General features: G+C 71.8%; 18 protein-coding genes. 7 read left to right on the top strand and 11 right to left on the bottom strand.

Annotated elements, in window-relative coordinates; all coding sequences use genetic code 11:
• Window positions 1-12 precede the first annotated feature (12 nt).
• Window positions 13-1,245, top strand: a complete 1,233-nt coding sequence (locus ACIQGQ_RS31225; RefSeq protein ID WP_402402098.1) for an acetyl-CoA carboxylase biotin carboxylase subunit family protein — start codon at window positions 13-15, stop codon at window positions 1,243-1,245.
• A 1-nt stretch (window position 1,246) separates the two neighbouring features.
• Entirely contained in the window at window positions 1,247-2,254 is a 1,008-nt protein-coding gene (locus tag ACIQGQ_RS31220) for a RimK family alpha-L-glutamate ligase (protein ID WP_402402095.1), read from the top strand.
• A 77-nt stretch (window positions 2,255-2,331) separates the two neighbouring features.
• On the opposite strand, the gene ACIQGQ_RS31215 is transcribed toward ACIQGQ_RS31220, so the two are convergent.
• The 3 genes from ACIQGQ_RS31215 to ACIQGQ_RS31205 are packed head-to-tail and all read right to left on the bottom strand — an operon-like array spanning window position 2,332 to window position 5,157.
• On the bottom strand, window positions 2,332-3,363 hold the full coding sequence (locus tag ACIQGQ_RS31215) for a TauD/TfdA family dioxygenase (RefSeq protein ID WP_402402092.1): 1,032 nt from the start codon (window positions 3,361-3,363) through the stop codon (window positions 2,332-2,334).
• Window positions 3,364-3,417: 54 nt separating this feature from the next.
• The gene (locus ACIQGQ_RS31210; RefSeq protein WP_402402089.1) at window positions 3,418-4,011 is read right to left on the bottom strand and encodes a cupin domain-containing protein; all 594 of its coding nucleotides are present in this window, start codon (window positions 4,009-4,011) and stop codon (window positions 3,418-3,420) included.
• 9 nt (window positions 4,012-4,020) lie between these two features.
• On the bottom strand, window positions 4,021-5,157 hold the full coding sequence (locus ACIQGQ_RS31205; RefSeq protein ID WP_402402086.1) for a response regulator transcription factor: 1,137 nt from the start codon (window positions 5,155-5,157) through the stop codon (window positions 4,021-4,023).
• A gap of 317 nt (window positions 5,158-5,474) precedes the next feature.
• Between ACIQGQ_RS31205 and ACIQGQ_RS31200 the strand changes: the two genes are divergently transcribed.
• Both ACIQGQ_RS31200 and ACIQGQ_RS31195 read left to right on the top strand, forming a co-directional pair.
• Window positions 5,475-6,410 (top strand): DMT family transporter, encoded by a 936-nt coding sequence (locus ACIQGQ_RS31200; RefSeq protein ID WP_402402084.1) that lies wholly within the window; start codon window positions 5,475-5,477, stop codon window positions 6,408-6,410.
• Window positions 6,411-6,648: 238 nt separating this feature from the next.
• Window positions 6,649-7,173, top strand: a complete 525-nt coding sequence (locus ACIQGQ_RS31195; RefSeq protein ID WP_402402081.1) for an NUDIX domain-containing protein — start codon at window positions 6,649-6,651, stop codon at window positions 7,171-7,173.
• 225 nt (window positions 7,174-7,398) lie between these two features.
• On the opposite strand, the gene ACIQGQ_RS31190 is transcribed toward ACIQGQ_RS31195, so the two are convergent.
• The 5 genes from ACIQGQ_RS31190 to ACIQGQ_RS31170 form a co-directional block, all read right to left on the bottom strand.
• On the bottom strand, window positions 7,399-8,673 hold the full coding sequence (locus ACIQGQ_RS31190) for an MFS transporter (protein WP_402402078.1): 1,275 nt from the start codon (window positions 8,671-8,673) through the stop codon (window positions 7,399-7,401).
• A gap of 208 nt (window positions 8,674-8,881) precedes the next feature.
• Window positions 8,882-9,745: a hypothetical protein gene (locus tag ACIQGQ_RS31185; protein ID WP_402402075.1), complete on the bottom strand. Its 864-nt coding sequence runs from the start codon at window positions 9,743-9,745 to the stop codon at window positions 8,882-8,884.
• A 134-nt stretch (window positions 9,746-9,879) separates the two neighbouring features.
• Window positions 9,880-10,461: a rhodanese-like domain-containing protein gene (locus ACIQGQ_RS31180; protein ID WP_402402073.1), complete on the bottom strand. Its 582-nt coding sequence runs from the start codon at window positions 10,459-10,461 to the stop codon at window positions 9,880-9,882.
• Window positions 10,462-10,521: 60 nt separating this feature from the next.
• Window positions 10,522-11,910 carry a rhodanese-like domain-containing protein gene (locus tag ACIQGQ_RS31175; protein WP_402402070.1) on the bottom strand — a complete coding sequence of 463 codons (1,389 nt, stop codon included), beginning with the start codon at window positions 11,908-11,910 and terminating at the stop codon, window positions 10,522-10,524.
• Between the two features lie 88 nt (window positions 11,911-11,998).
• The gene (locus ACIQGQ_RS31170; RefSeq protein ID WP_402402067.1) at window positions 11,999-12,313 is read right to left on the bottom strand and encodes a rhodanese-like domain-containing protein; all 315 of its coding nucleotides are present in this window, start codon (window positions 12,311-12,313) and stop codon (window positions 11,999-12,001) included.
• A gap of 315 nt (window positions 12,314-12,628) precedes the next feature.
• Between ACIQGQ_RS31170 and ACIQGQ_RS31165 the strand changes: the two genes are divergently transcribed.
• Window positions 12,629-13,915 carry an MFS transporter gene (locus ACIQGQ_RS31165; RefSeq protein ID WP_402402064.1) on the top strand — a complete coding sequence of 429 codons (1,287 nt, stop codon included), beginning with the start codon at window positions 12,629-12,631 and terminating at the stop codon, window positions 13,913-13,915.
• 28 nt (window positions 13,916-13,943) lie between these two features.
• On the opposite strand, the gene ACIQGQ_RS31160 is transcribed toward ACIQGQ_RS31165, so the two are convergent.
• The 3 genes from ACIQGQ_RS31160 to ACIQGQ_RS31150 all read right to left on the bottom strand — a co-directional run bounded on the left by ACIQGQ_RS31160 (window position 13,944) and on the right by ACIQGQ_RS31150 (window position 16,598).
• Window positions 13,944-15,023, bottom strand: a complete 1,080-nt coding sequence (locus tag ACIQGQ_RS31160; RefSeq protein ID WP_402402062.1) for a response regulator — start codon at window positions 15,021-15,023, stop codon at window positions 13,944-13,946.
• Window positions 15,016-15,267: a hypothetical protein gene (locus tag ACIQGQ_RS31155; RefSeq protein WP_402402059.1), complete on the bottom strand. Its 252-nt coding sequence runs from the start codon at window positions 15,265-15,267 to the stop codon at window positions 15,016-15,018. Before ACIQGQ_RS31155 ends, ACIQGQ_RS31160 begins: the two co-directional genes overlap by 8 nt.
• A 317-nt stretch (window positions 15,268-15,584) precedes the next feature.
• On the bottom strand, window positions 15,585-16,598 hold the full coding sequence (locus ACIQGQ_RS31150) for a zinc-binding dehydrogenase (RefSeq protein ID WP_402402056.1): 1,014 nt from the start codon (window positions 16,596-16,598) through the stop codon (window positions 15,585-15,587).
• 121 nt (window positions 16,599-16,719) lie between these two features.
• Here ACIQGQ_RS31150 and ACIQGQ_RS31145 point away from each other — a divergent pair, with 121 nt between their 5' ends.
• Both ACIQGQ_RS31145 and ACIQGQ_RS31140 read left to right on the top strand, forming a co-directional pair.
• Window positions 16,720-17,316 carry a TetR/AcrR family transcriptional regulator gene (locus ACIQGQ_RS31145; protein ID WP_402402053.1) on the top strand — a complete coding sequence of 199 codons (597 nt, stop codon included), beginning with the start codon at window positions 16,720-16,722 and terminating at the stop codon, window positions 17,314-17,316.
• A 145-nt stretch (window positions 17,317-17,461) separates the two neighbouring features.
• Window positions 17,462-18,160: a DUF1326 domain-containing protein gene (locus tag ACIQGQ_RS31140; RefSeq protein ID WP_402402050.1), complete on the top strand. Its 699-nt coding sequence runs from the start codon at window positions 17,462-17,464 to the stop codon at window positions 18,158-18,160.
• Window positions 18,161-18,180 lie beyond the last annotated feature (20 nt).

The following is an 18,180-nucleotide window of genomic DNA, read 5'->3' as shown; positions in this document are numbered from 1 at the left end:
AGACCCCCGATCATGACCACCAGTCCGTCCGACGACGGCGCGCCCGAGCGTGTCGCCGTCATCAACTACAGCCCAGTCATGGACTATCCCGCGGTGTTCCCCGAGTGCGCGGACCGCCTGCACGTCTTCAGTCACCACGACCTCGCGCACACCGAGGGGCTGGCCCACTACGAGTACGTGCCGGAGTGCGAGTCGGTGCCGTACGCGGAGCTCATGATCCGCCGGATGGCGCGCGAGCGGCCGTTCACCCATGTGGTCACGGACAACGAGTACGACCTGGAGCGGGCGGCGCACATCCGGCAGGACCTGGGTCTGCCGGGCCAGTCGCGCGCGAGCGCCCTCTCGTTCCGCGACAAGGCGGTGATGAAGGAGACGGCGGGCCTCGCCGTGCCCGTCCCGCGCTTCGCGCGCCTCACGGCCTTCGCCGATCTGACGGACTTCGTCGAGAAGTCCGCGTACCCCGTCGTCGTCAAGCCGGTGAAGCAGGGCGGGTCCCGTGACATCGCGGTGCTCCGCGACGACGGCGACCTCGTCGCCCTGAGCCGGCGGCCGTGGCGGGACGACCTCATGGTCGAGGAGTTCGTCGAAGGACCGATGTACCACATCGACGCGGTGGTCTCCGAGGGCTACCGCTTCGTGGCCTCCTCCCGCTATCTGCGCAGCTGCCTGGGCGTCTTCTCCGGACAGAACAACGGCTCGGTGCAGCTGCGTCCCGACAGCCCCCTCGCCCGCAGGCTGGAGGCATACCTCGACCAGGTCCTGACCGCCTTCGAGACCCCGGCCACCAGCGCGTACCACCTGGAGGTCTTCCACACCCCCGACGACGAGCTGGTGCTGTGCGAGATCGCCTCGCGCGTCGGGGGCGACCGCATCCCCCTGCTCACCCGGCTCACGTACGGCGTCGACCCGCACGCCACCGTCCTGCGCCTGCTGTGCGGTCTGCCGGTGGACACCCCGCCCGGGACTCCGCCGGACCAGGTGCACGGCTCCGTCTCGGTGCTGCCGCAGGGCCGCCCGGTACGGGCACCCGGGAGGCCGCCGTTCCCCTGGGTGCGGCACTACGAGGTGAACGCGAAGCTGGCGCCCGGCGAGGTGACCCGGCACAGCGCGCACCACCTGTGCTTCGCCGTCGTGTGCGGCGACGGGCCCGAGCAGGTCGAGGAACGGCTGCTGGAGACCGAGCGGTGGCTCATGGCGAACCTGATCGAGGAAGAAGAGACCGCGGACAGCGGGGAAGGACACTGACATGCCGTACAAGATCCTGGTCCTGGTGTCGGGAGCGGAACGGTTCGAGCTGGACAACCAGTCGCTCGTCCCCGGCGCCCTGCTGCGCGACGGGCACGAGGTGCACATCGGCGACGTCCACACGCTCGCCCTGCACGACTCCGTGCTGGCCTGCGACCGGACGCGGTTGTCCGGCCCGGTCTCCCCCGGCGACCCCATGCCGCTGCCGCAGACCCCCCAGGGGCCGATCGAGGAGTTCGATCTCGTGTGGGTGCTCGCCGGCCCCCACCCCGACGCGGGCACCGAGTACTTCCAGCTGCTCTGGCTGCTGAACCAGCGTGTCCCGTTCGTCAACGGGGCCGAGGCCCTGTTCTTCCTCAACTCCAAGACCACACTCGGCGCCCTCGTGCCCCCCGAGCACCGCCCGAGCTCCTACGTCTCGAACGATTTCGGCTTCCTGAACGGGCTCGTCCGCGGTGTCCCGGACCGGCCGTGGGTCCTCAAACCCCCGAACGAGGGCTGCGGTGCCGATGTGTACGTCGTGAGCGACGAGGACCGCAACACCACGGCACTGATCAGCTCGGCCACCGGCAACGCCACCTCGCGCTACGACAGTTACGGCCGCGCCGTCATCGGACGGGCCGAGCGCTATGCCGTCCTGCAGGAGTACCTCCCGCACGCACGGACCCATGAGAAGCGGGTGATCCTCGCCGGTGAGAATCCGGTGTCCGGGTACCTCCGGTTCCCGCTGGAGAACGACAACCGCGCCAACGCCACGATCGGCGCCCGCTACGAGCGGCTGCGGCTCACCCCGGACGAGGAGCGGCTCGTGCGGGGGATCGGGAAGCGGCTGACGGAGCACGGCATCCACTTCGCCGGCATCGACCTGGCGTACCCGCACGTGATCGAGGTCAATCTGGAGAACCCGGCCGGCCTCTGCTACCACAAGCGGGCGACCGGCGAGGACCAGTCCCTCGACGCCGTCCGCGCGGTGCTGGACTCCCTGCGCTCCACCGGAAAGCTCCTCTGACACGTCCGTACGTGCCGCTGCCCCCGGACCGCCCATCGGGCGCCGGGGCAGCGGTATGTACGGACGTGTTCCCGGGCTCAGTGGATGCGCCGTACTCCGGGCACGGACCGGTGGCGGATGTCCCACAGGTTGCGGCGCACGTACGTCCGCTGGAGCCAGCGGTCCCGTCCGTCGTAGTGGGCGGTGTACCGCGAACGCGCGTGCACCCCCTTGCGGTTGTTGATCAGCAGGGCCTGTCCGGGGGCGAGCCTCACCTCGTGTGCCACCACGAGGCAGGCGGACTGGAACGTGTCGAAGGCCGCCCGTGCCGCCACCGTCAGCGGCCGGACTCCATTGGCCGCGGTGACCACTTCCGGGAACTCCCCCGGCCCCCGCAGGACCGGCACCGGGTCGGAGTACGCCTCGTCCCGGTCCACGAGCGAACTCACGAATCCGCCGGGCGCGTTCATGCGGAAGGCCGGGGAGCGCAGCACGTCGAGCGTCGCCGTGTCGAGCAGGCCGACGATGTCCCGGGCGTCGGCGTAGTAGGTGCACGCCTCGCTCTCCCGGTCGGCCCGCAGACAGTTCAGCACCACGAAGTCGGGGCCGTGTCTGCTGTAGCAGTCCTGACAGTCGTGCACGAGGTCGTTGTGGAACGAGAGGAAGACCTTCGTGCCCTGACTGGTCTGCGTGGCGGCGCCGTACGCGACGGGGACGACGTCGTGCACGAGGCGTCCCTCCCGTTCGGAGAGGAACCCGACCGGCTCGCCCAGCAGTCCGCTGAGCCCGAGCAGCACCCCCTCGGCGACGAACGTCCGCTTCCCGAGGCTCGGTCCGCCGTCCCTGGGGGTGGGCGGCAGCAGCGGGTCCACCGGCAGGTTGCGGACGAGCGCGACGCCCGGGGCATCCGGATGGCGGCCGAAGTCCAGCAGACTCTGGAGCACCTCGACGGGCAACTGCGCGAATGCCTGGTGGCAGCGGGCCGAGGCCCGGTCGATGTCCCCGAACGGGTCGTGCGCGGAGGCCAGCCGCTCCCCCAGCAGGTCGCGGACGTCGTCCGGGAGGCGCAACTCCGCGAAGGTGACGGTGGAGAACCCGCCGCCACCCGGCGGGACATCGAGGCTGGGCATGGGCTCCGCTCCGTTCTCATGGGCGTGACAGGGGCTCTGGGCCCGTGGGGAACCTCAGTAGAGGCTGGAGAAGAGCACGCCGATGAACCGGGCGTGCTCGTCGCTGTCGTTGCGGAACGTGTGCGGATAGCCGGCCGACCACTGGGCGCAGTCACCCGCGCTCAACTCGTGGTCCACCCCGTTGTAGCGCGCCACCAGGGTCCCCTGCGTCATCACGATGAGGTCCGTCCCCTCGTGCTGGAGCTCCTCGCCGAGCTCGGTGTGCGGCCGGAAGTGCGCGGTGATCACCTGGTACCCGAGTTCGGGCGACCGCAGCACGTGGTACGTCACCCCCGGCGCCCGTTCCAGCACCTCCTGGGTCTGGAGGGGGAAGACGGACGGAGTGGCCCGGCCCCGTGAGAACCCCAGGAAGGACCCGACGTCGTGACCGAACACCGCCGCAAGGCGGTTGAGCCGCTCCAGCGCGATGTCGGTCTCGCCGCGTTCCAGTGCGGCCAGGAACGACACCGAGAGTCCGCATTCCGCCGCGACCGTCCGCAGCGACATGCCGCGTTGTGCACGCAGCCGCCGCAACACCTCGCCGGGGCGCGGGTAGCCGAGTTCCGGCGGCGGGTTCGCCGCGGTGGAGGAGGGGTCGGAGTGAGCCATGTACGTGTCCTAGCTTGCGGTCAGGGTCTGTCTCGCACCGGCCCCGTGTCCGGGGTCGGCAGCGGACGTGGGGACGGGCGGTGTCTGCAGAGTGCGGGAGGGGCTCTGGACGTGCTCCAGGAGTCCGGACTTGGCAATCATGACACCCAGTTGGAACCGGCTCCGGGCGCCGAGTTCCTGGTAGATCTTGGCGATGTGGTTGCGGCAGGTCCGGACGCTGACTCCTATGCGTCGCGCGATCACTTCGTCGGTCTTTCCTTCGGCGAGGAGCTGGATGATAGCGCCCTGGACGTCGGAGACAAGGGTGCTCACCTCCGTCGTACGGCACTGCCCCTCGAACTCCTTGGCCACCCGCCAGGTCCGGTCGAAGACCTCCACCATGAAGCGGACGAGGCCGGGCTGCTGCACGACCACGGCGAGGTGCGCCTCCTCCAGGGGGACGATCGCCGTCCGCCGGTCGAGGACGATCACTCCCTCGAAGGGGCCGGCCAGACTGCGTGCCGCGCCCCCGCCCTCGGCGAGGGCGGCGACGAACTTCCGGATGACGGGGTCGAAGCGGGCCGCGTGGTGGTGGATGACGCGTACGTCCACGTCCCGCCGCTGGAGCACTCCGACCGCCGATCCGGCGTGGCGCTGTATGGTCTCGGCCCACCAGCCCGTTCCGGGCCGGGCGAGCAGCACCTCGCCGGTGCACGAGGAGAGCGCCTCGGAGATCTCCTCGTGGAGCTCCTCCTCGCCGACGAGCATCCGCAGCGTCTCGTCGCACGTCATCTGCCCCTCGCCGCCCGGCGCTCCCCCCAGCGCCTCCTCACGCGCGCGGTGGAATCCGACGAGTTCGGCCTGGATCTCCTGGGAACGGCGCTCCATGCGTTTGATCTGCTGCTGCAGGGGGGCCAGCCTGCGGAAGGCCGCCGCCCTCGGAGCAATTGGCCGGAAGGCGCTCTGCTCTCCGGGCACGGGCTGGAGCAGCATGGCCTCCGTCAGGAGTTTCACCGCCCGCGCTGTCCGATCGGCGCTCCAGCCGAGCTGTTCGGCAGCCCGCTCCGGACGCAGCACTTGGGCACGCGCCGCCAGTTGGTAGAGCTCTTCCTGATCCCCGAAACCCCCTAACCCATAGAACTGGTGCGCCTGAAGGTTCGCGTCCATCAAGCTTTCTCCTGTCTGCGGTGAAGCCGCTCCGCGGATCCCCTGCCGCCGAGCCGACCGACTCGCCGAGCGATCGTACTAAATAAAGCATGATCGTGCGTCATATCGTACGAGCCGCCGGTGTACGGGTCAACGAAATTCGGCCCCACCGGCTCCTGTCGAGCCCCCATCACCCCGCACCCCGGCCGGACTTGCAGCTTGCTGCAAACACGCCCCGCCGATGCCACGCAGGACGATATCTCGCACTACCGTGCATTTTTAAGTACAACTCCTCGTGCTTAGCCGTACTCCACGCGAGATCAGGAGATGCCATGCACATGGGTCTGCGAGAACCCCGTCCGCAGGAAACCCGGACCGTCGAGGGCACCCGTACCGACTGGGGCGGTGCGGGCGCCCGTACCGCTCTCGTCGTGGTCTGGAGCTCCGGGTTCATCTCGGGAACGCTCGGCCTGCGGCACGCGGCGCCGTTCACCTTCGCCTGCCTGCGGTTCGCCATCGCGGGTTCCGTCCTCCTGGTGATCGCGGCGCTCCGGCGCACCCGGTTACCCCGCGGCCGGCTGCTGCTGCACCTCGTGATCGCGGGCGTGCTGGTCCAGGGGCTGCAGTTCTCCAGCATCTACGCGGGCATGGACCTCGGCGTCCCCTCGGGAGTCGCCGCCCTGGTCATCGCCCTCTATCCGCTGGTCGCCTCCCTGATCGCGGTTCCCGTCCTCGGAGAACACATCACGAGGGGCCAACTCGTCGGCCTCGCGCTGGGACTCGGCGGGGTCGTGCTGGCGGTCTGGGACAGGCTTCAGCTAGGCGGCGGCCATCTGGCCGGTATCGCCTTCCTCTTCCTCGGCCTTCTCGGCATCTCCGCCGGGACGGTCTGGCAGAAGCTCCACTGCCGGGAGATGGAGCCCGTCTCCGGGAACGCCGTCCAGCTCCTGGCCGCGGCCGTGGCCACGCTCGTGCCCGCGCTGTTCCTGGAGGGCTTCGAGGTCTCCTTCTCCGCCGGATTCTGGCCGGTGCTCCTGTGGGCCGCGGTCATCAACTCCATCGTCGGCGTGGGCCTCCTCTACCACCTGCTCCAGCGGCACGGTACGAGCCAGGTCAGCAGCCTCTTCTACCTCGTGCCCATGGCCACGGCCGCCCTCGCCGCCGTCCTGCTCCACCAGGCCCTCGGCCCGCTCACACTGGGCGGCCTCGCACTGGCCACCGGAGGAACACTCCTGGCCAACCGGATCGGGCCGAACCCCCGTCGGCGGACCTGACCGGCCGGCTCCCGCGCCGCGCCGGGTTCCCTCCCGTGTCCTCGGCGCGTCCCGTCCTCCACGGCGGCGGAGGACGGGACCGCCCGGTGTCCCACGGCAGGACGGGTTCGGCACGGGCCGTTCCGATCTCCCTCGGGCCTCGTTAAAGGAGCAGAACCCCGCCGACCCATGTGCTCGTCCGCCGGCCTGGTCCTTGACTCTCATGGCCATGCCGGACAACCGTCAAGAGGAACCAGAATTGACCTCGGCCGCCACGACCGAACCGCAGACCTCCACACCGGCGCACTATGCCGAAACCGTCGCCAAGGCCACTGCCTGGGCATGCCTCTACTTCACCGACGAGGACGACCGGCCGCTCCAGGTCCACTCCGTCTACTCTCCCGCCTACCCGTGGCAGTTGGTGGGCGGCACGATGGACCACGGTGAGCATCCCTGGCAGACGGCCGTGCGGGAGTGCGAGGAGGAGACCGGGATCAGGCCGGCCGGGCAGCCCCGGCTCCTGGCCACGGTGTACAGCCCGCCGGGCGGCGGCTGGCCCTACAGCACGCTCGGCTGCGTCTTCGACGGCGGCCGGCTCACCGCCGCGCAGATCCGCGGCATCACTCTCGACCCGGCGGAGCACGACGAGTTCCGCGTCCTCTCCCTGGCCGAGTGGCGGGAGCTGATGCCGCCCGGCGACTTCGACCGGCTCACCGCGGTGGCGGAGTCGCGCCGTTCCGGGGTGACGGCCTACATCGAGTCCTGGGGATGGGGCACCGACTGAGCGTCGCCCGGACCACGGCTGTTCGCCGGTCCGGATGCCCCACCGGGGACGGCGCGCCGCCGCTGTCCCCGGCGGGGCATCCGCGTGGAGCGGGGAGGACCGGCGGGCACCGGAGCACCTCGCGCCCGTGCGTGCGGGCCCGCACGTCCACGACCTCATCGCAGGGCCGCCCGGTCGTCCGGGCGGCCCTGCGATGCGGTCGAGTCATGGGAAGCGGCGTGGCGTTCACGCGGCCTTGGCCAGGGAGGTCCGGCTCCGGCCCGACAGGTGCCAGGCGGTCGTGGTGCCCGCCCGCGGGGTTCCGCCGCCGTCGTGGCGGGGCCACAGGAGGAGGGCGGCGACCGTTCCCGCCGCGGCGAGCACCGCGAGGGTGGACCAGGCGGGGGTGAGACCGGCGCGGGTGCCGAGCACCCCGGCGACGGGGTAGGTGATCAGCCAGGCGAGGTGGGACAGGGAGAACTGGGCGGCGAACGCCTCGGGGATCGCGTTCCGTGCGACGGAGGCGCGCAGGACCTTGCCGGTCGGTGTGATGATCAGGGCCATGCCGACGCCGATCACGGCCCAGGTGACCGCCGTGCCGGTCCAGGTGGTGAGGCCGGTCGCGGTGATCGTCACCGCGGCGGCGGTTCCGCCGACCAGGACGCCGGCCCCGGTCGTCATGACGGTGCGGGCGCTGATCCGGTCGAGCAGGCGGGGCAGGACGAGCGCGGCCAGCAGGGTGCCGGTGCCGGATGCGGCGAGCATCCAGGCGACGTCCTGCTGGGTGCCGCCGAGCCGGTCGCGGACGTGGTTGACGGTACTGACGACGACGATCGAACCGGCCGACGCGACCACGAGGTTGAGCGCCATGATGCCGCGCAGGCGTGGTGTGGCGAGGAAGGTCCGTATGCCGCCCACGGCCTTGTCCCATGCCTTGGTGCGGGCGCTGGGACGGGCGTCGGGGATGCGGGTCGACAGGACCAGCACGGCGGAGACGGCGAAGCCGACGGAGGTACCGAGGAACAGCCGGTCGAAGGTCAGGAAGGTGAGGGCGACGGCCGCCAGTACGGGGCTGAGCAGGCTCTCCATGGTGGAGGCGACCTGGGAGGCGGACAGGGCCCGGGTGTAGGCGGCCTCGTCGGGGACGATGTCGGGGATGACGGCCTGGAACGTCGGGGTGAAGGCCGCGGAGGCGGCCTGGAGCAGGCCGATCAGTACGTAGATGTGCCAGACCTCGGTGACCAGGGGCAGCGCCAGGACCACCGCGCCGCGGATCACGTCGAGGAGGACGAGAAGGAGCCGTCTGGGGAGCCGGTCGATGTACGCGGCGGCCAGCGGGGCGATGATCACGTACATGACCATCTTGATGGTCAGGGCGGTGCCGAGGACCATTCCGGCGCGTGGGCCGGCGAGGTCGTAGGCGAGCAGTCCGAGGGCCACGGTGGTCAGTCCGGTGCCGAACAGGGCGATGACCTGGGCGCCGAACAGGTGGCGGTAGTCGCGGACGGAGAACAGTCGCATGGCGGGTTCCTTCCGTGTCCATGCGGCGGGGCACGGCCCCGGGGCGGGGTCCGCGCCCCGCGGGTACAGGCGGGGTTGTCACTGAGCACCGGTGTCGCTCCTCGGTGCGGGCTCGGCGGGACGGCCGGCGGCGCGGGCCGCCGGGTCGGGCAGGGGGCGGGGCGGACAGGGCATGTCGTCTCCTTCGCCGCGGGGTGTGCGGGTGTGGTCAGTGGTGCGCGTGGGCGCCGTGTCCGGACGGCGTCCGGTGCGCCGGGTCCTGGTGGGTCTCCGCCCCGGTCGTGCGGACGGTGAACTCGGCCGTCCGTACGACGCCGTCGTGCTGGAAGTCCAGGTACAGGCGGTAGGTGCCGGCCGTGGGCGCGACCGCCATGAACGTGATCCCGGGCCCCGGTGCGGTGATGCCGTCGCCGGGCGCGCCGTCCGGGTGGACGTGGAGGTAGCCCAGGTCGCCGACGCGCAGCGCCACCAGGTGTCCGTACGCGGCCAGGTAGGGCTGGAGGTCGGTGACGGGGCTGCCGTTCCGGCCGATGGTGAGGGTCAGTTCGCTCGGCTCCCCGGGCCGGAGCGCCCCGTCGAGGGTGACGGTGTAGTCGTCGATCCGCGCCGTCCCGGTGGCGGTGGGCAGTGGTTCCGGGGTGTACGGTCCGGCGACCGAGGCGTCGATGCCCAGCGTCATGGTGGCGTCGTGGCCCGCCGGGTGGATGTCGGCGAAGAACCTCCAGTCGCCCGGCTCCAGGTTCAGTTCGGTGCTCCAGTTGCCCTGGTCGTCCCTGACCGGGTGCACGTGCTGGAATCCGGACGTGTCGCGCCGGACGGCGATGAAGTGGAGTTCCTTCTCGTGCTCGGGGACGAACCCGGTCACCGGGTGCCCGTCGGGGCCGATGATCCGGAAGCCGACCGGCCGTGTTCCGGCGGTGAAGAGCGTGGTGTCGAGTTCGAGGGTGTAGCCGTGCTCGGAGACCGAGAGTCCGCCGGGGCCGGCGGCGGCGTGGCCCGCGTGGCCGCCGTGGGCGGCGTGGCTGTTGTGGTCGGCGTGGCCGCTGTGGCTGTGGGCGGCGTGGCTGTTCATGGCGTCTCCAGGGTGGGTCGGGCCTTTCGGCATCTCCTGTTTCCGCACGCAGCCTAACCCCTATACCCCTGGGGGGTATAGGGGTTAGGCATGGAATTTCTCGCGAGGGCCTGCCCGGACGTCCGCGCCGGAGGCTAGGAAGCGCTCCGCAGTCCCGCGATCACCGTGCGGATGTCCGTACGGGGCCCGCGGTTGTAGGGGAGCTTGGAGAGCAGGACGCCCATGGCACAGGAGTTGCTGACCGCCGCGTAGACCAGGCCGGCACCGACCGCAGTTCCGACGAGGTGGACACCGGGCACGAAGATGCCGGCGATACCGGTGGCGAGGACGATCGACCCGGCGACGAGGCGGACCTGGCGTTCCATGTCCCAGCGCTCCGGGCCCCGCTCCACGGGCGCGCCCGCCATCTCCCAGGCGTTCATTCCGCCGCCCAGGACCCGCAGGCCGGGCAGGCCGGCTTCGGCGAGCACCTGCTCGGCCCGGGTGGCACGGGCCCCCGAGCGGCAGACCAGCACGGTGTCCTCGTCGAGGTGGGGACGGAGCTCCGCGCGGTGCTCGCGCAGGGCGGGGAGCGGGACGTTGTACGCGCCGGGGATGTGGGCGGCACGGAACTCGGCGGGGGTGCGCACGTCGAGCAGGCGCGGCGTGCGGCCTTCCTCGGTGAGTCCGCGCAGCACGGCGGGGGAGATGGACTGGACGGTGCGCTCGGCACTCATGCATGGCTCCGGAGGAGGTGTGCCCGTTGGGGCGTGTATGGGTGGGCGGGGTGGCTGCTGTCAGGCGTCGGTGGATTCCGCCGCGAGGGCCCAGGCGGCGTATCCGCCGAGGATGTCGGAGACGTCCTCGGCGCCCCGGTGACGCAGGAGGCTGGCCGCGATGGACGAGCGGTGGCCGCCGGCGCAGTGCACGACGAGCGGGCGGTCCGCGGGGAGTTCGTCCGCACGCGCGGGGAGCTCGCTCAGCGGGATGTGCAGGGCCTCGGGGATGAAGCCGGCCGTCTGGCGCTCACCGCAGGTACGGACGTCCACGACGACGGGCGGGTTGTCGCCCGCGAGGGCCGCCTTGAGCTGTGCGGCGGTGACGCGGCTGGCGGGTGCGACCTCGTCCGGCAGGGCCGTGAGGGCGTCCTCGGGGTTGCGGAGGTAGCCGGCCACCCGGTCGAAGCCGATGCGGGCGAGGCGGGTGACGACTTCCTCCTCGCGGTTCTGCGGGGCCATGACGAGCAGTTCGTCGGCCGGGTCGAGGACGGTTCCCGCCTGTTCGGCGAACCGCCCGTCGGCGGGCAGGTTGACCGCGCCCCGGAGGTGTCCGGCGGCGAACTCCTGCGGGTCGCGGGTGTCGACGACGACCGCTCCCCCGGCGCGCAGCGCGGTGAACGCGTCGAGGGCCAGCGGGCGGGCCGCGGCCGTCGCGTCGTAGCGGGTGCGTTCCTTGCGGTTGAGGTCGGCGTCGTAGGCGAAGTAGCCGGGCGCGGCGGACTGTCCGGCGGTGACGAGTGCGACGAACTCCTCGCGGCTCATCGGGGCGCAGGCGTAGTTGGTGGCGCGCTGCTCGCCGATGGTCGACTGCTTCTCCGTCGACAGGTTCTTGCCGCAGGCGGATCCGGCGCCGTGCGCGGGGAAGACGCGGACCTCGTCTGGCAGGGCCATCAGCTTGTTCTGGACGCTGTCGTACAGCATCCCGCCCAGCTCTTCGGCCGTCACGCCCACGGAGGCCAGCAGGTCGGGGCGGCCGACATCGCCGATGAAGAGCGCGTCGCCGGTCAGGACGCCGTACGGGACGGTGTCGTCGGACCGCTCGTGGACGAGGACGCTGATCGACTCGGGCGTGTGCCCGGGGGTCTCCATGATCTCCAGGACGACGTCGCCGAGGGAGATCCGCTCGCCCTCGGCGAGCTTGCGGATGGGGTACTCGGTCTCGGCGCGCCGTCCGTAGCCGATCCAGGCGCCGGTGGCGTCCGCCATCTCCAGGTGTCCGGCGACGAAGTCCGCGTGGAAGTGGGTGTTGATGACGCCGACGACGGTGAAGCCGTGCGCCCGGGCGTCGGCCAGGTACTCGGAGACGTCCCGGCGCGGGTCGACGACCACCGCCTGGCCGGTCTTCTCGTCGGCGATCATGTACGACGCCTGGGAGAGGCAGTCGAGGTAGTACTGGGTGAAGAACACGGCGGATCCCTCCTGAGAAACGCTCACCCTCGGCGGGTGCGAAAGACTGTGGGTACGAAAGGCCGGGTCACGGGGCGTACGGCGGCGGTCAGGCGGTTGTGCCGCTCGCCAGCGGCCGGCCGGTGCGGGCCCAGCCCTTGGTACCTCCCGCGACGGAGAGCGCGTCCACGCCCCGGGCCGCGAGCCGGTCCGCGGCCCGCAGGCTGCGGTTGCCGGTCGCGCAGATCACGTACACCGTCCGGTCGGCGGGCAGCACGTCGAGGACGGAGTCCAGCGCGGACAGTGGTGCGCTGTGGACGCCCGGCACATGTCCGGCCACGTACTCGTCGGGCTCACGGACATCGATGACGAACGCACCGGCGGCCATGTCCGCGGCGAAGATCTCCAGGTCTACTTCACGCATCGAGGCATCCCTCGCTCTCGGGTACCCCCAGGGGTATTTACTGGTTCGACGGTAAGGCGCCCCCACGCAAGAAGTCAAATACCCCCGTGGGTATCTTTCCGGCGCGGCGGCATCGGCGTGACCCACCGGGGAAAAATACGGGTGGGGGTATATTGGCCTGTGCGTACGCAGCCTGCGCGGCGCGGGAGCCCTGCCGCTCACCGCCGTCACCCGCCGTGACCCACGCGCCGTTGCCCGCAGCTCGGACAGGTGCCCCGCCGCGCCCCGTACGCCCGCCCCGCCGGACCGGCTCCCCTCCTCCAAGGACATCCGCCCGTGAACAACACGACCACCCGCCCCACACCGTCGGCCGGCGGTGTCACCGGCCCCGTGCGGCTGGGGCTGCGCGAGAACGCGGCCCAGTTCACCCTGCTGGTCGTCGTGAACGTGGCCGTGGGCGGCCTGGTGGGCCTGGAGCGCACCACCGTCCCGCTGATCGGCTCGGAGACGTTCGGTCTGACCAGCGATACGGCCGTCTTCTCCTTCATCGTCGCCTTCGGCCTCACCAAGGCGTTCACCAACCTCGCCGCGGGGGCCCTCACCGCCCGCTTCCGCCGCAAGCAGCTGCTCGTGGCGGGCTGGCTGATCGGGGTCCCCGTACCCTTCGCCCTCGCGTACGCGCCCTCGTGGGGGTGGATCGTCGCGGCCAACGTCCTGCTCGGGCTCAACCAGGGCCTGACCTGGTCGATGACGGTCAACATGAAGATTGACCTCGTCGGCCCGGCCCGGCGCGGGCTCGCCACCGGCCTGAACGAGGCCGCTGGATACACCGCCGTCGGCGTCACCGCCATGCTCACCGGATACCTCGCCACCGGCTACGGCCTGCGTCCCGTCCCCGAGCTGATCGGCGTCGTCTTCGTGGTCGCGGGCCTCGCCCTGACCCTGGTGGTCCGCGACACCGCCGCGCACGCCGCCCTCGAACTGGCCCGTCACCCCGGGCCCCCGCCCACCGGCGAGGACACCGGCCCGAAGGCGGCGTTCCTGCGCACCTCGTGGCGCGACCGCTCCCTGCGCGGTGCCAGCCAGGCCGGGCTGATCAACAACCTCAACGACGGTCTGACCTGGGGCGTCTTCCCTCTTCTCTTCACCGACCACGGGCTCGGCCTCGCCGCCGTCGGCCTCGTCAAGGGCCTCTATCCGATCCTGTGGGGCCTCGGGCAGATCCCCGCCGGCCACCTCTCCGACCGCGTCGGCCGCAAGCCCCTGATCGTGGCCGGCATGCTCGTCCAGGCAGGCGGATTCGTCCTCGCCCTGGCCCTGATCGACCGACCGCTGCTCGCCGGGATCCTCTCGGCCGTCGTCCTCGGGCTCGGTACCGCGATGGTCTACCCGGCCCTCATCGCGTCCGTCTCCGACCGAGCCCACCCGGCATGGCGCGCCAACGCCCTCGGCACCTACCGGTTCTGGCGGGACATCGGCTACGCCGCCGGTGCCCTCGTGGCCGGTGCCCTCGCCGACCGGGCCGGCCTTGAGGCCACCGTCGTCGCCGCGGCCGTTCTCACCGCCGTCTCCGGGCTCCTCGCCGCCCGCTGGATCACCGAGCAGCGGCCCGGCGCCCGGTGAGGAGCCGGGCGGCCGGATCGGCGGAGGGTCACCGCGAGGCGCGGCGTTCCAGGTGGATCGCGGTGAACACGGCGACCTTGGCCCGCAGGGCCCAGGGGTCGAAGGGCTTGCTGATGTAGTCGACGGCGCCGGCCGCATAGCCCCGGGCGGAGTGCTCGGAGTCCGCGCCCATCGCGGTGAGGAAGATGATGGGAACGTCCCGGTCGCGGGGGCGGCGCTTGATGTGCGCGCAGGTCTCGTAGCCGTCCATCTCCGGCATCTGGACGTCCATGATGATGACGGCGAAGTCGTCGTGGTCGAGCAGCGCCTTGAGCGCTTCGCGCCCGGAGGAGACGGTGACCAGCTCCTGGTCGAGGGAGGCCAGCACCGCGGTCATCGCGAGGAGGTTGCCCGGCTGGTCGTCGACGACGAGGATCTTGGGCAGGTTCCGGGCCGCGGAGACGGGCAGCGGGGCGGTCGGCTCCTCGACGGCGTCCAGCTGCCGTTCGAGCAGGTCGCAGCGGCTCTCGGCCGCGATCCGCAGCGCCTGGGCCTCGCGGAGTTCCGCCGCCAGCCGCAGCACGTCGAGCCGGAGCGCGTCGCGCTCCCGCAGGAGGCCGGACACGTCGGGGTGGGCCGCCGCCAGCTCGTCGGCCCGCCGCCGTTCCGCGATCCGGTCGGCCTCCAGCTGGCCGAGGCGCACCTCCAGGTCCGCGATGCGGTGCGTACGGTCCAGCAGCGCGTCGCCCAGCACGTCGCCACGGACGCTGGACCTCCGCGAGATCCGGTCGGCGTCGGCGAGCTGCTGTTCCAGGATCTCCACCGCGTGCTTGGGCGAGGCCCCGGCGTCGACCGCCTCCCCGTACAGCCCGCGGACGAACTCGATGGCCTCGGTGGTCATCGCGAGGCCCCGGTGTTCGGCGAGGTCGGTGAAGAGGTCCGTGATCACCTGCCACGGGGGTAAGCGGGTGCCGTTCAGATAGCGCGAGAACGTTCCCGGGTCGCGCTGGTGCCGGGCCGCGTACCGGCGTACCGATACGTCCAGGCCCTCGAACAGCTTCCGCAGGGCCTCGGCGAGGGCGCGGGAGGCATCGGTGAGCTCGCTGCCCAGCGGCCGGAGCTCACCCACGCCCTTCCCCCCGTCCGGTGCCGGCGCCGGAGCGGTCGCGCCGCCCGGCCCGGCCGCCATCGGCGTCGGCGTCGATGAGCCGGTCGAAGAAGGGAACGGCCAGTCCTGCGGCGCCGAGGCCCGCGAGCAGGCTGCGCGGGGCGCCTTCCCCCGCGAGCGCGGTCAGCCCGCCGGCCGCCGCGCCGACGAGCAAAGCCAGCAGGAACACCAGGGTCGTTCTCAGGGAGAGCAGCGGCCGGTCCATCCAGGCCTCCATGTGTCCGCCCCATCACACGGATGGGGATCCTGTCACCTGTCACCCGTCCGGTGGAACGCGGAAGGGGAACCACAGCATGGAGGAGGCGGGACCCGTTGCGCTCCGCAACGGGCAGGCGGACGCAACATCGGTCCCGCCGCCACACCCCCGCCGTCGGCCCGTCGGCCGGTGTTCCGGCTGGTGGCGGGGGGTGGGACCGGTGCGGGGAACGGGACCGTTGCGCCGCAACACCACGGGAGGTCCGCAACGCGGGTTCGACCCGGTTCGCGTGGAAGGTACGGGGCCGTCCCGGCCCGGGACCCCGGTCAGGGGCGCAGGATCAGCCGGATCGGGTCGCCGGTCTTGTTCTCCAGCCGCTCCACCGCCTCGGCGGCCTCCGCCAGCGGGAACTCGCCGCTGATCGACCCGGAGAAGTCCAGCCGGCCGCCCTGGAGCAGGGTCAGCAGCTGGGGCAGTGCCACCGGCATGTCGGAACCGTAGTGGCCGAGGATCCGCTGCTGGAGGTAGCTGAAGCGGGTGCCGTCGGCGACGGTCAGCGGCTGGTCGGTCAGGCCCACGAGGACCAGGCGGCCCTTGGGCGCGAGCACCGACAGCGCCTGCGCACGGACGGCCGGCACCCCGGCGAAGTCGAAGGCCGCCGCGAGACCGGCGCCGCCGGTGACCTCGCCGACGCGCTCGCGCAGCGCCGGGTCGCCCGGGTCGAGCGCCAGGTCCGCACCCTGGGCGAGGGCGCGCTCGCGGGCGGTCGGGTTGGGGTCGATCGCGACGACGGGGCACGCGCCGACGGCGCGCAGCAGCTGGATCGCGTGGACGCCGAGGCCGCCCGCGCCCCAGACGCCCACGGCCTCGGCGGGCTTCACGGCGCCCGTGACGGTGATCGCGCCCCAGGGCGTGGAGACCGCGTCCGGGATGATCGCGCCCTGGTCGAAGGGAATGGCCCCGGGCAGCTCCGTGAGGGCGTCCTCGGCGGAGAGCGCGTACTCGGCCCAGCCGCCGTCGTAGTCCACACCACGGGTGTAGGTGACCCCGTCGCGGACCTCGCCCGCGTACAGCACGACGCGCTGACCCGGGGTCCAGCGGGTGACGCCCGGACCGGTCTCCGCGACGGTGCCGGACACCTCGTGGCCGAGGGTGACCGTATCGCCGCGCAGCAGCAGCGGTGTGAGGGTGCCGTCGATGAGGTGGACGTCCGACAGACAGACGCCCGCGGCCTCCACCTTCACCAGGACCTGGCCGGGGCCGGGGGCGGGCTTCGCCACCTCCTCGATCCGCAGCGTACGGCTCGGCACGTGCAGCCGGGCGGCGAGCATCTGCTCCATGACATGACCTCCTTGGCATGACGGCGACCTCGGGCCCGAAGCCCCATAACGCAAGTCACCTTGCAATGAAACGTACGTCCGCGCTCCAGGTAAAGCAAGTAGAGCTGCGTTAAAGTGGAGCATGACCCCGCCCGACCAGAAGAACGCCCCGCCGCTGCGCCGCCGCGGGGCACGTATGCGCTCCGCGGTCCTCTCCGCCACCGTGGACGTCCTGGCGGAGCACGGACTCGCCGGGACCACCGTCGGCGCCGTCGCCCGCGCGGCCGGCGTCCACGAGACCTCCGTCTACCGGCGATGGGGGACCCGCGAGAAGCTCATCCTGGAGGCACTGGCCGAGCAGCTCGACACGGCGATGCCGATCCCGGACACCGGGCGCGTCCACGACGATCTGGCCCGCTACTTCGGCGCATTGGCGCGGCTCCTCGCGACGGCCCAGGGCGAGGCGCTGCTGCGACTGAGCGCCGAGCGCGACGACACCCTGCCCGACCACCGCCTCCCCTACTGGACCGAGCGCCTGGAGCGCGGCGCCGTGATGGTCCGCCGGGGTATCGAGCGCGGCGAGCTCGCGCCGGACACGGACCCCGGCCTCGTCATCGAGGCGATCAGCGGCGCCCTGTTCACCCGCGCCCTCATCAGCGGGGCCCCGCTCGACGAGAACCTGGCCGAGCGGCTCGTCACCCTCACCCTCACCGGCGCACTCCCGCGCACCTCCGCCTGACGCCGGACCGCGCCCGGACCCCTCTCGCGAAGCCCGTCGTAAATCCATACCCCCCAGGGGTACTTGACGCGCGCACCGCCCGCGCCTTACCTTCATCCCACGATACCCCCACGGGGTATAAGCGATCTGGGAGGAGACCACCATCATGTGCACCACTTCCGCCGCATCGCAGAACGCGCCCGCCGTCGTCCGCGCGGGTGCGGGTGACGGGACGCTGCCCGACTGGCACCTACGGGGCGAGTGGTTCGACGTCTGCAGCTGCTCCCTGCCCTGCCCCTGCACCTTCGCCCAGGCGCCGACCCACGGGGACTGCCTCTTCACCCTCGTCTGGCAGGTCCACGAGGGGCATTTCGGAGACGTCCGCCTGGACGGTCTGGGTGTGGTGGCGCTGGGCGAGTTCGCCGGGAACATGTGGGTCGGCGACCCGGACGCCACGATGAAGGTGATGCTCTACATCGACGCCAAGGCGGACCAGGCGCAGCGCGAAGCGCTGGAGCGGATATTCGCCGGCCATGTCGGCGGCTGGCCGGGCCAGTTCGGCTCGCTCATCAGCGAACTGCGCGAAGTGCGGTACGCCCCGGTCCAGTTCGACGCGGCGGAGGACCTCTCGTACTGGCGGGCCCGGGTCGGCGACGCGGTCTCCGTCGGCGCGACCGCCCTCACCGGCCCCACGGCCGACCCCTCCCGCCGCGTCCAGCTGGTCAACGCCCCGGGCGCCGAGGTCGGCCCCGGCCAGATCGCCACCTGGGGCGTCGTCGAGAACGACCACGCGGAGGGGTTCGACTTCTCCCACGCGTACCACGGGGGCTCCAGCAAGCACTTCCCGTTCGACTGGCGCCCCTGACCCCGGGGCGGGCGTGACGG

The organism is Streptomyces sp. NPDC092952 (assembly GCF_044754785.1).
GTDB lineage: Bacteria > Actinomycetota > Actinomycetes > Streptomycetales > Streptomycetaceae > Streptomyces.
Note: the sequence above shows the minus strand (reverse complement) of the source record. Positions and strands in the feature narration are given on the sequence as shown.

Bases quoted from the DNA above. Each gene is read 5' to 3' on its own strand.
- ACIQGQ_RS31220 (WP_402402095.1), top strand. From the start codon at position 1,247: ATGCCGTACAAGATCCTGGTCCTGGTGTCGGGAGCGGAACGGTTCGAG.
- ACIQGQ_RS31215 (WP_402402092.1), bottom strand. From the start codon at position 3,363: ATGCCCAGCCTCGATGTCCCGCCGGGTGGCGGCGGGTTCTCCACCGTC.
- ACIQGQ_RS31200 (WP_402402084.1), top strand. From the start codon at position 5,475: ATGGGTCTGCGAGAACCCCGTCCGCAGGAAACCCGGACCGTCGAGGGC.
- ACIQGQ_RS31210 (WP_402402089.1), bottom strand. From the start codon at position 4,011: ATGGCTCACTCCGACCCCTCCTCCACCGCGGCGAACCCGCCGCCGGAA.
- ACIQGQ_RS31155 (WP_402402059.1), bottom strand. From the start codon at position 15,267: ATGGACCGGCCGCTGCTCTCCCTGAGAACGACCCTGGTGTTCCTGCTG.
- ACIQGQ_RS31190 (WP_402402078.1), bottom strand. From the start codon at position 8,673: ATGCGACTGTTCTCCGTCCGCGACTACCGCCACCTGTTCGGCGCCCAG.
- ACIQGQ_RS31150 (WP_402402056.1), bottom strand. From the start codon at position 16,598: ATGGAGCAGATGCTCGCCGCCCGGCTGCACGTGCCGAGCCGTACGCTG.
- ACIQGQ_RS31170 (WP_402402067.1), bottom strand. From the start codon at position 12,313: ATGCGTGAAGTAGACCTGGAGATCTTCGCCGCGGACATGGCCGCCGGT.
- ACIQGQ_RS31185 (WP_402402075.1), bottom strand. From the start codon at position 9,745: ATGAACAGCCACGCCGCCCACAGCCACAGCGGCCACGCCGACCACAAC.
- ACIQGQ_RS31140 (WP_402402050.1), top strand. From the start codon at position 17,462: ATGTGCACCACTTCCGCCGCATCGCAGAACGCGCCCGCCGTCGTCCGC.
- ACIQGQ_RS31145 (WP_402402053.1), top strand. From the start codon at position 16,720: ATGACCCCGCCCGACCAGAAGAACGCCCCGCCGCTGCGCCGCCGCGGG.
- ACIQGQ_RS31205 (WP_402402086.1), bottom strand. From the start codon at position 5,157: ATGGACGCGAACCTTCAGGCGCACCAGTTCTATGGGTTAGGGGGTTTC.
- ACIQGQ_RS31180 (WP_402402073.1), bottom strand. From the start codon at position 10,461: ATGAGTGCCGAGCGCACCGTCCAGTCCATCTCCCCCGCCGTGCTGCGC.
- ACIQGQ_RS31225 (WP_402402098.1), top strand. From the start codon at position 13: ATGACCACCAGTCCGTCCGACGACGGCGCGCCCGAGCGTGTCGCCGTC.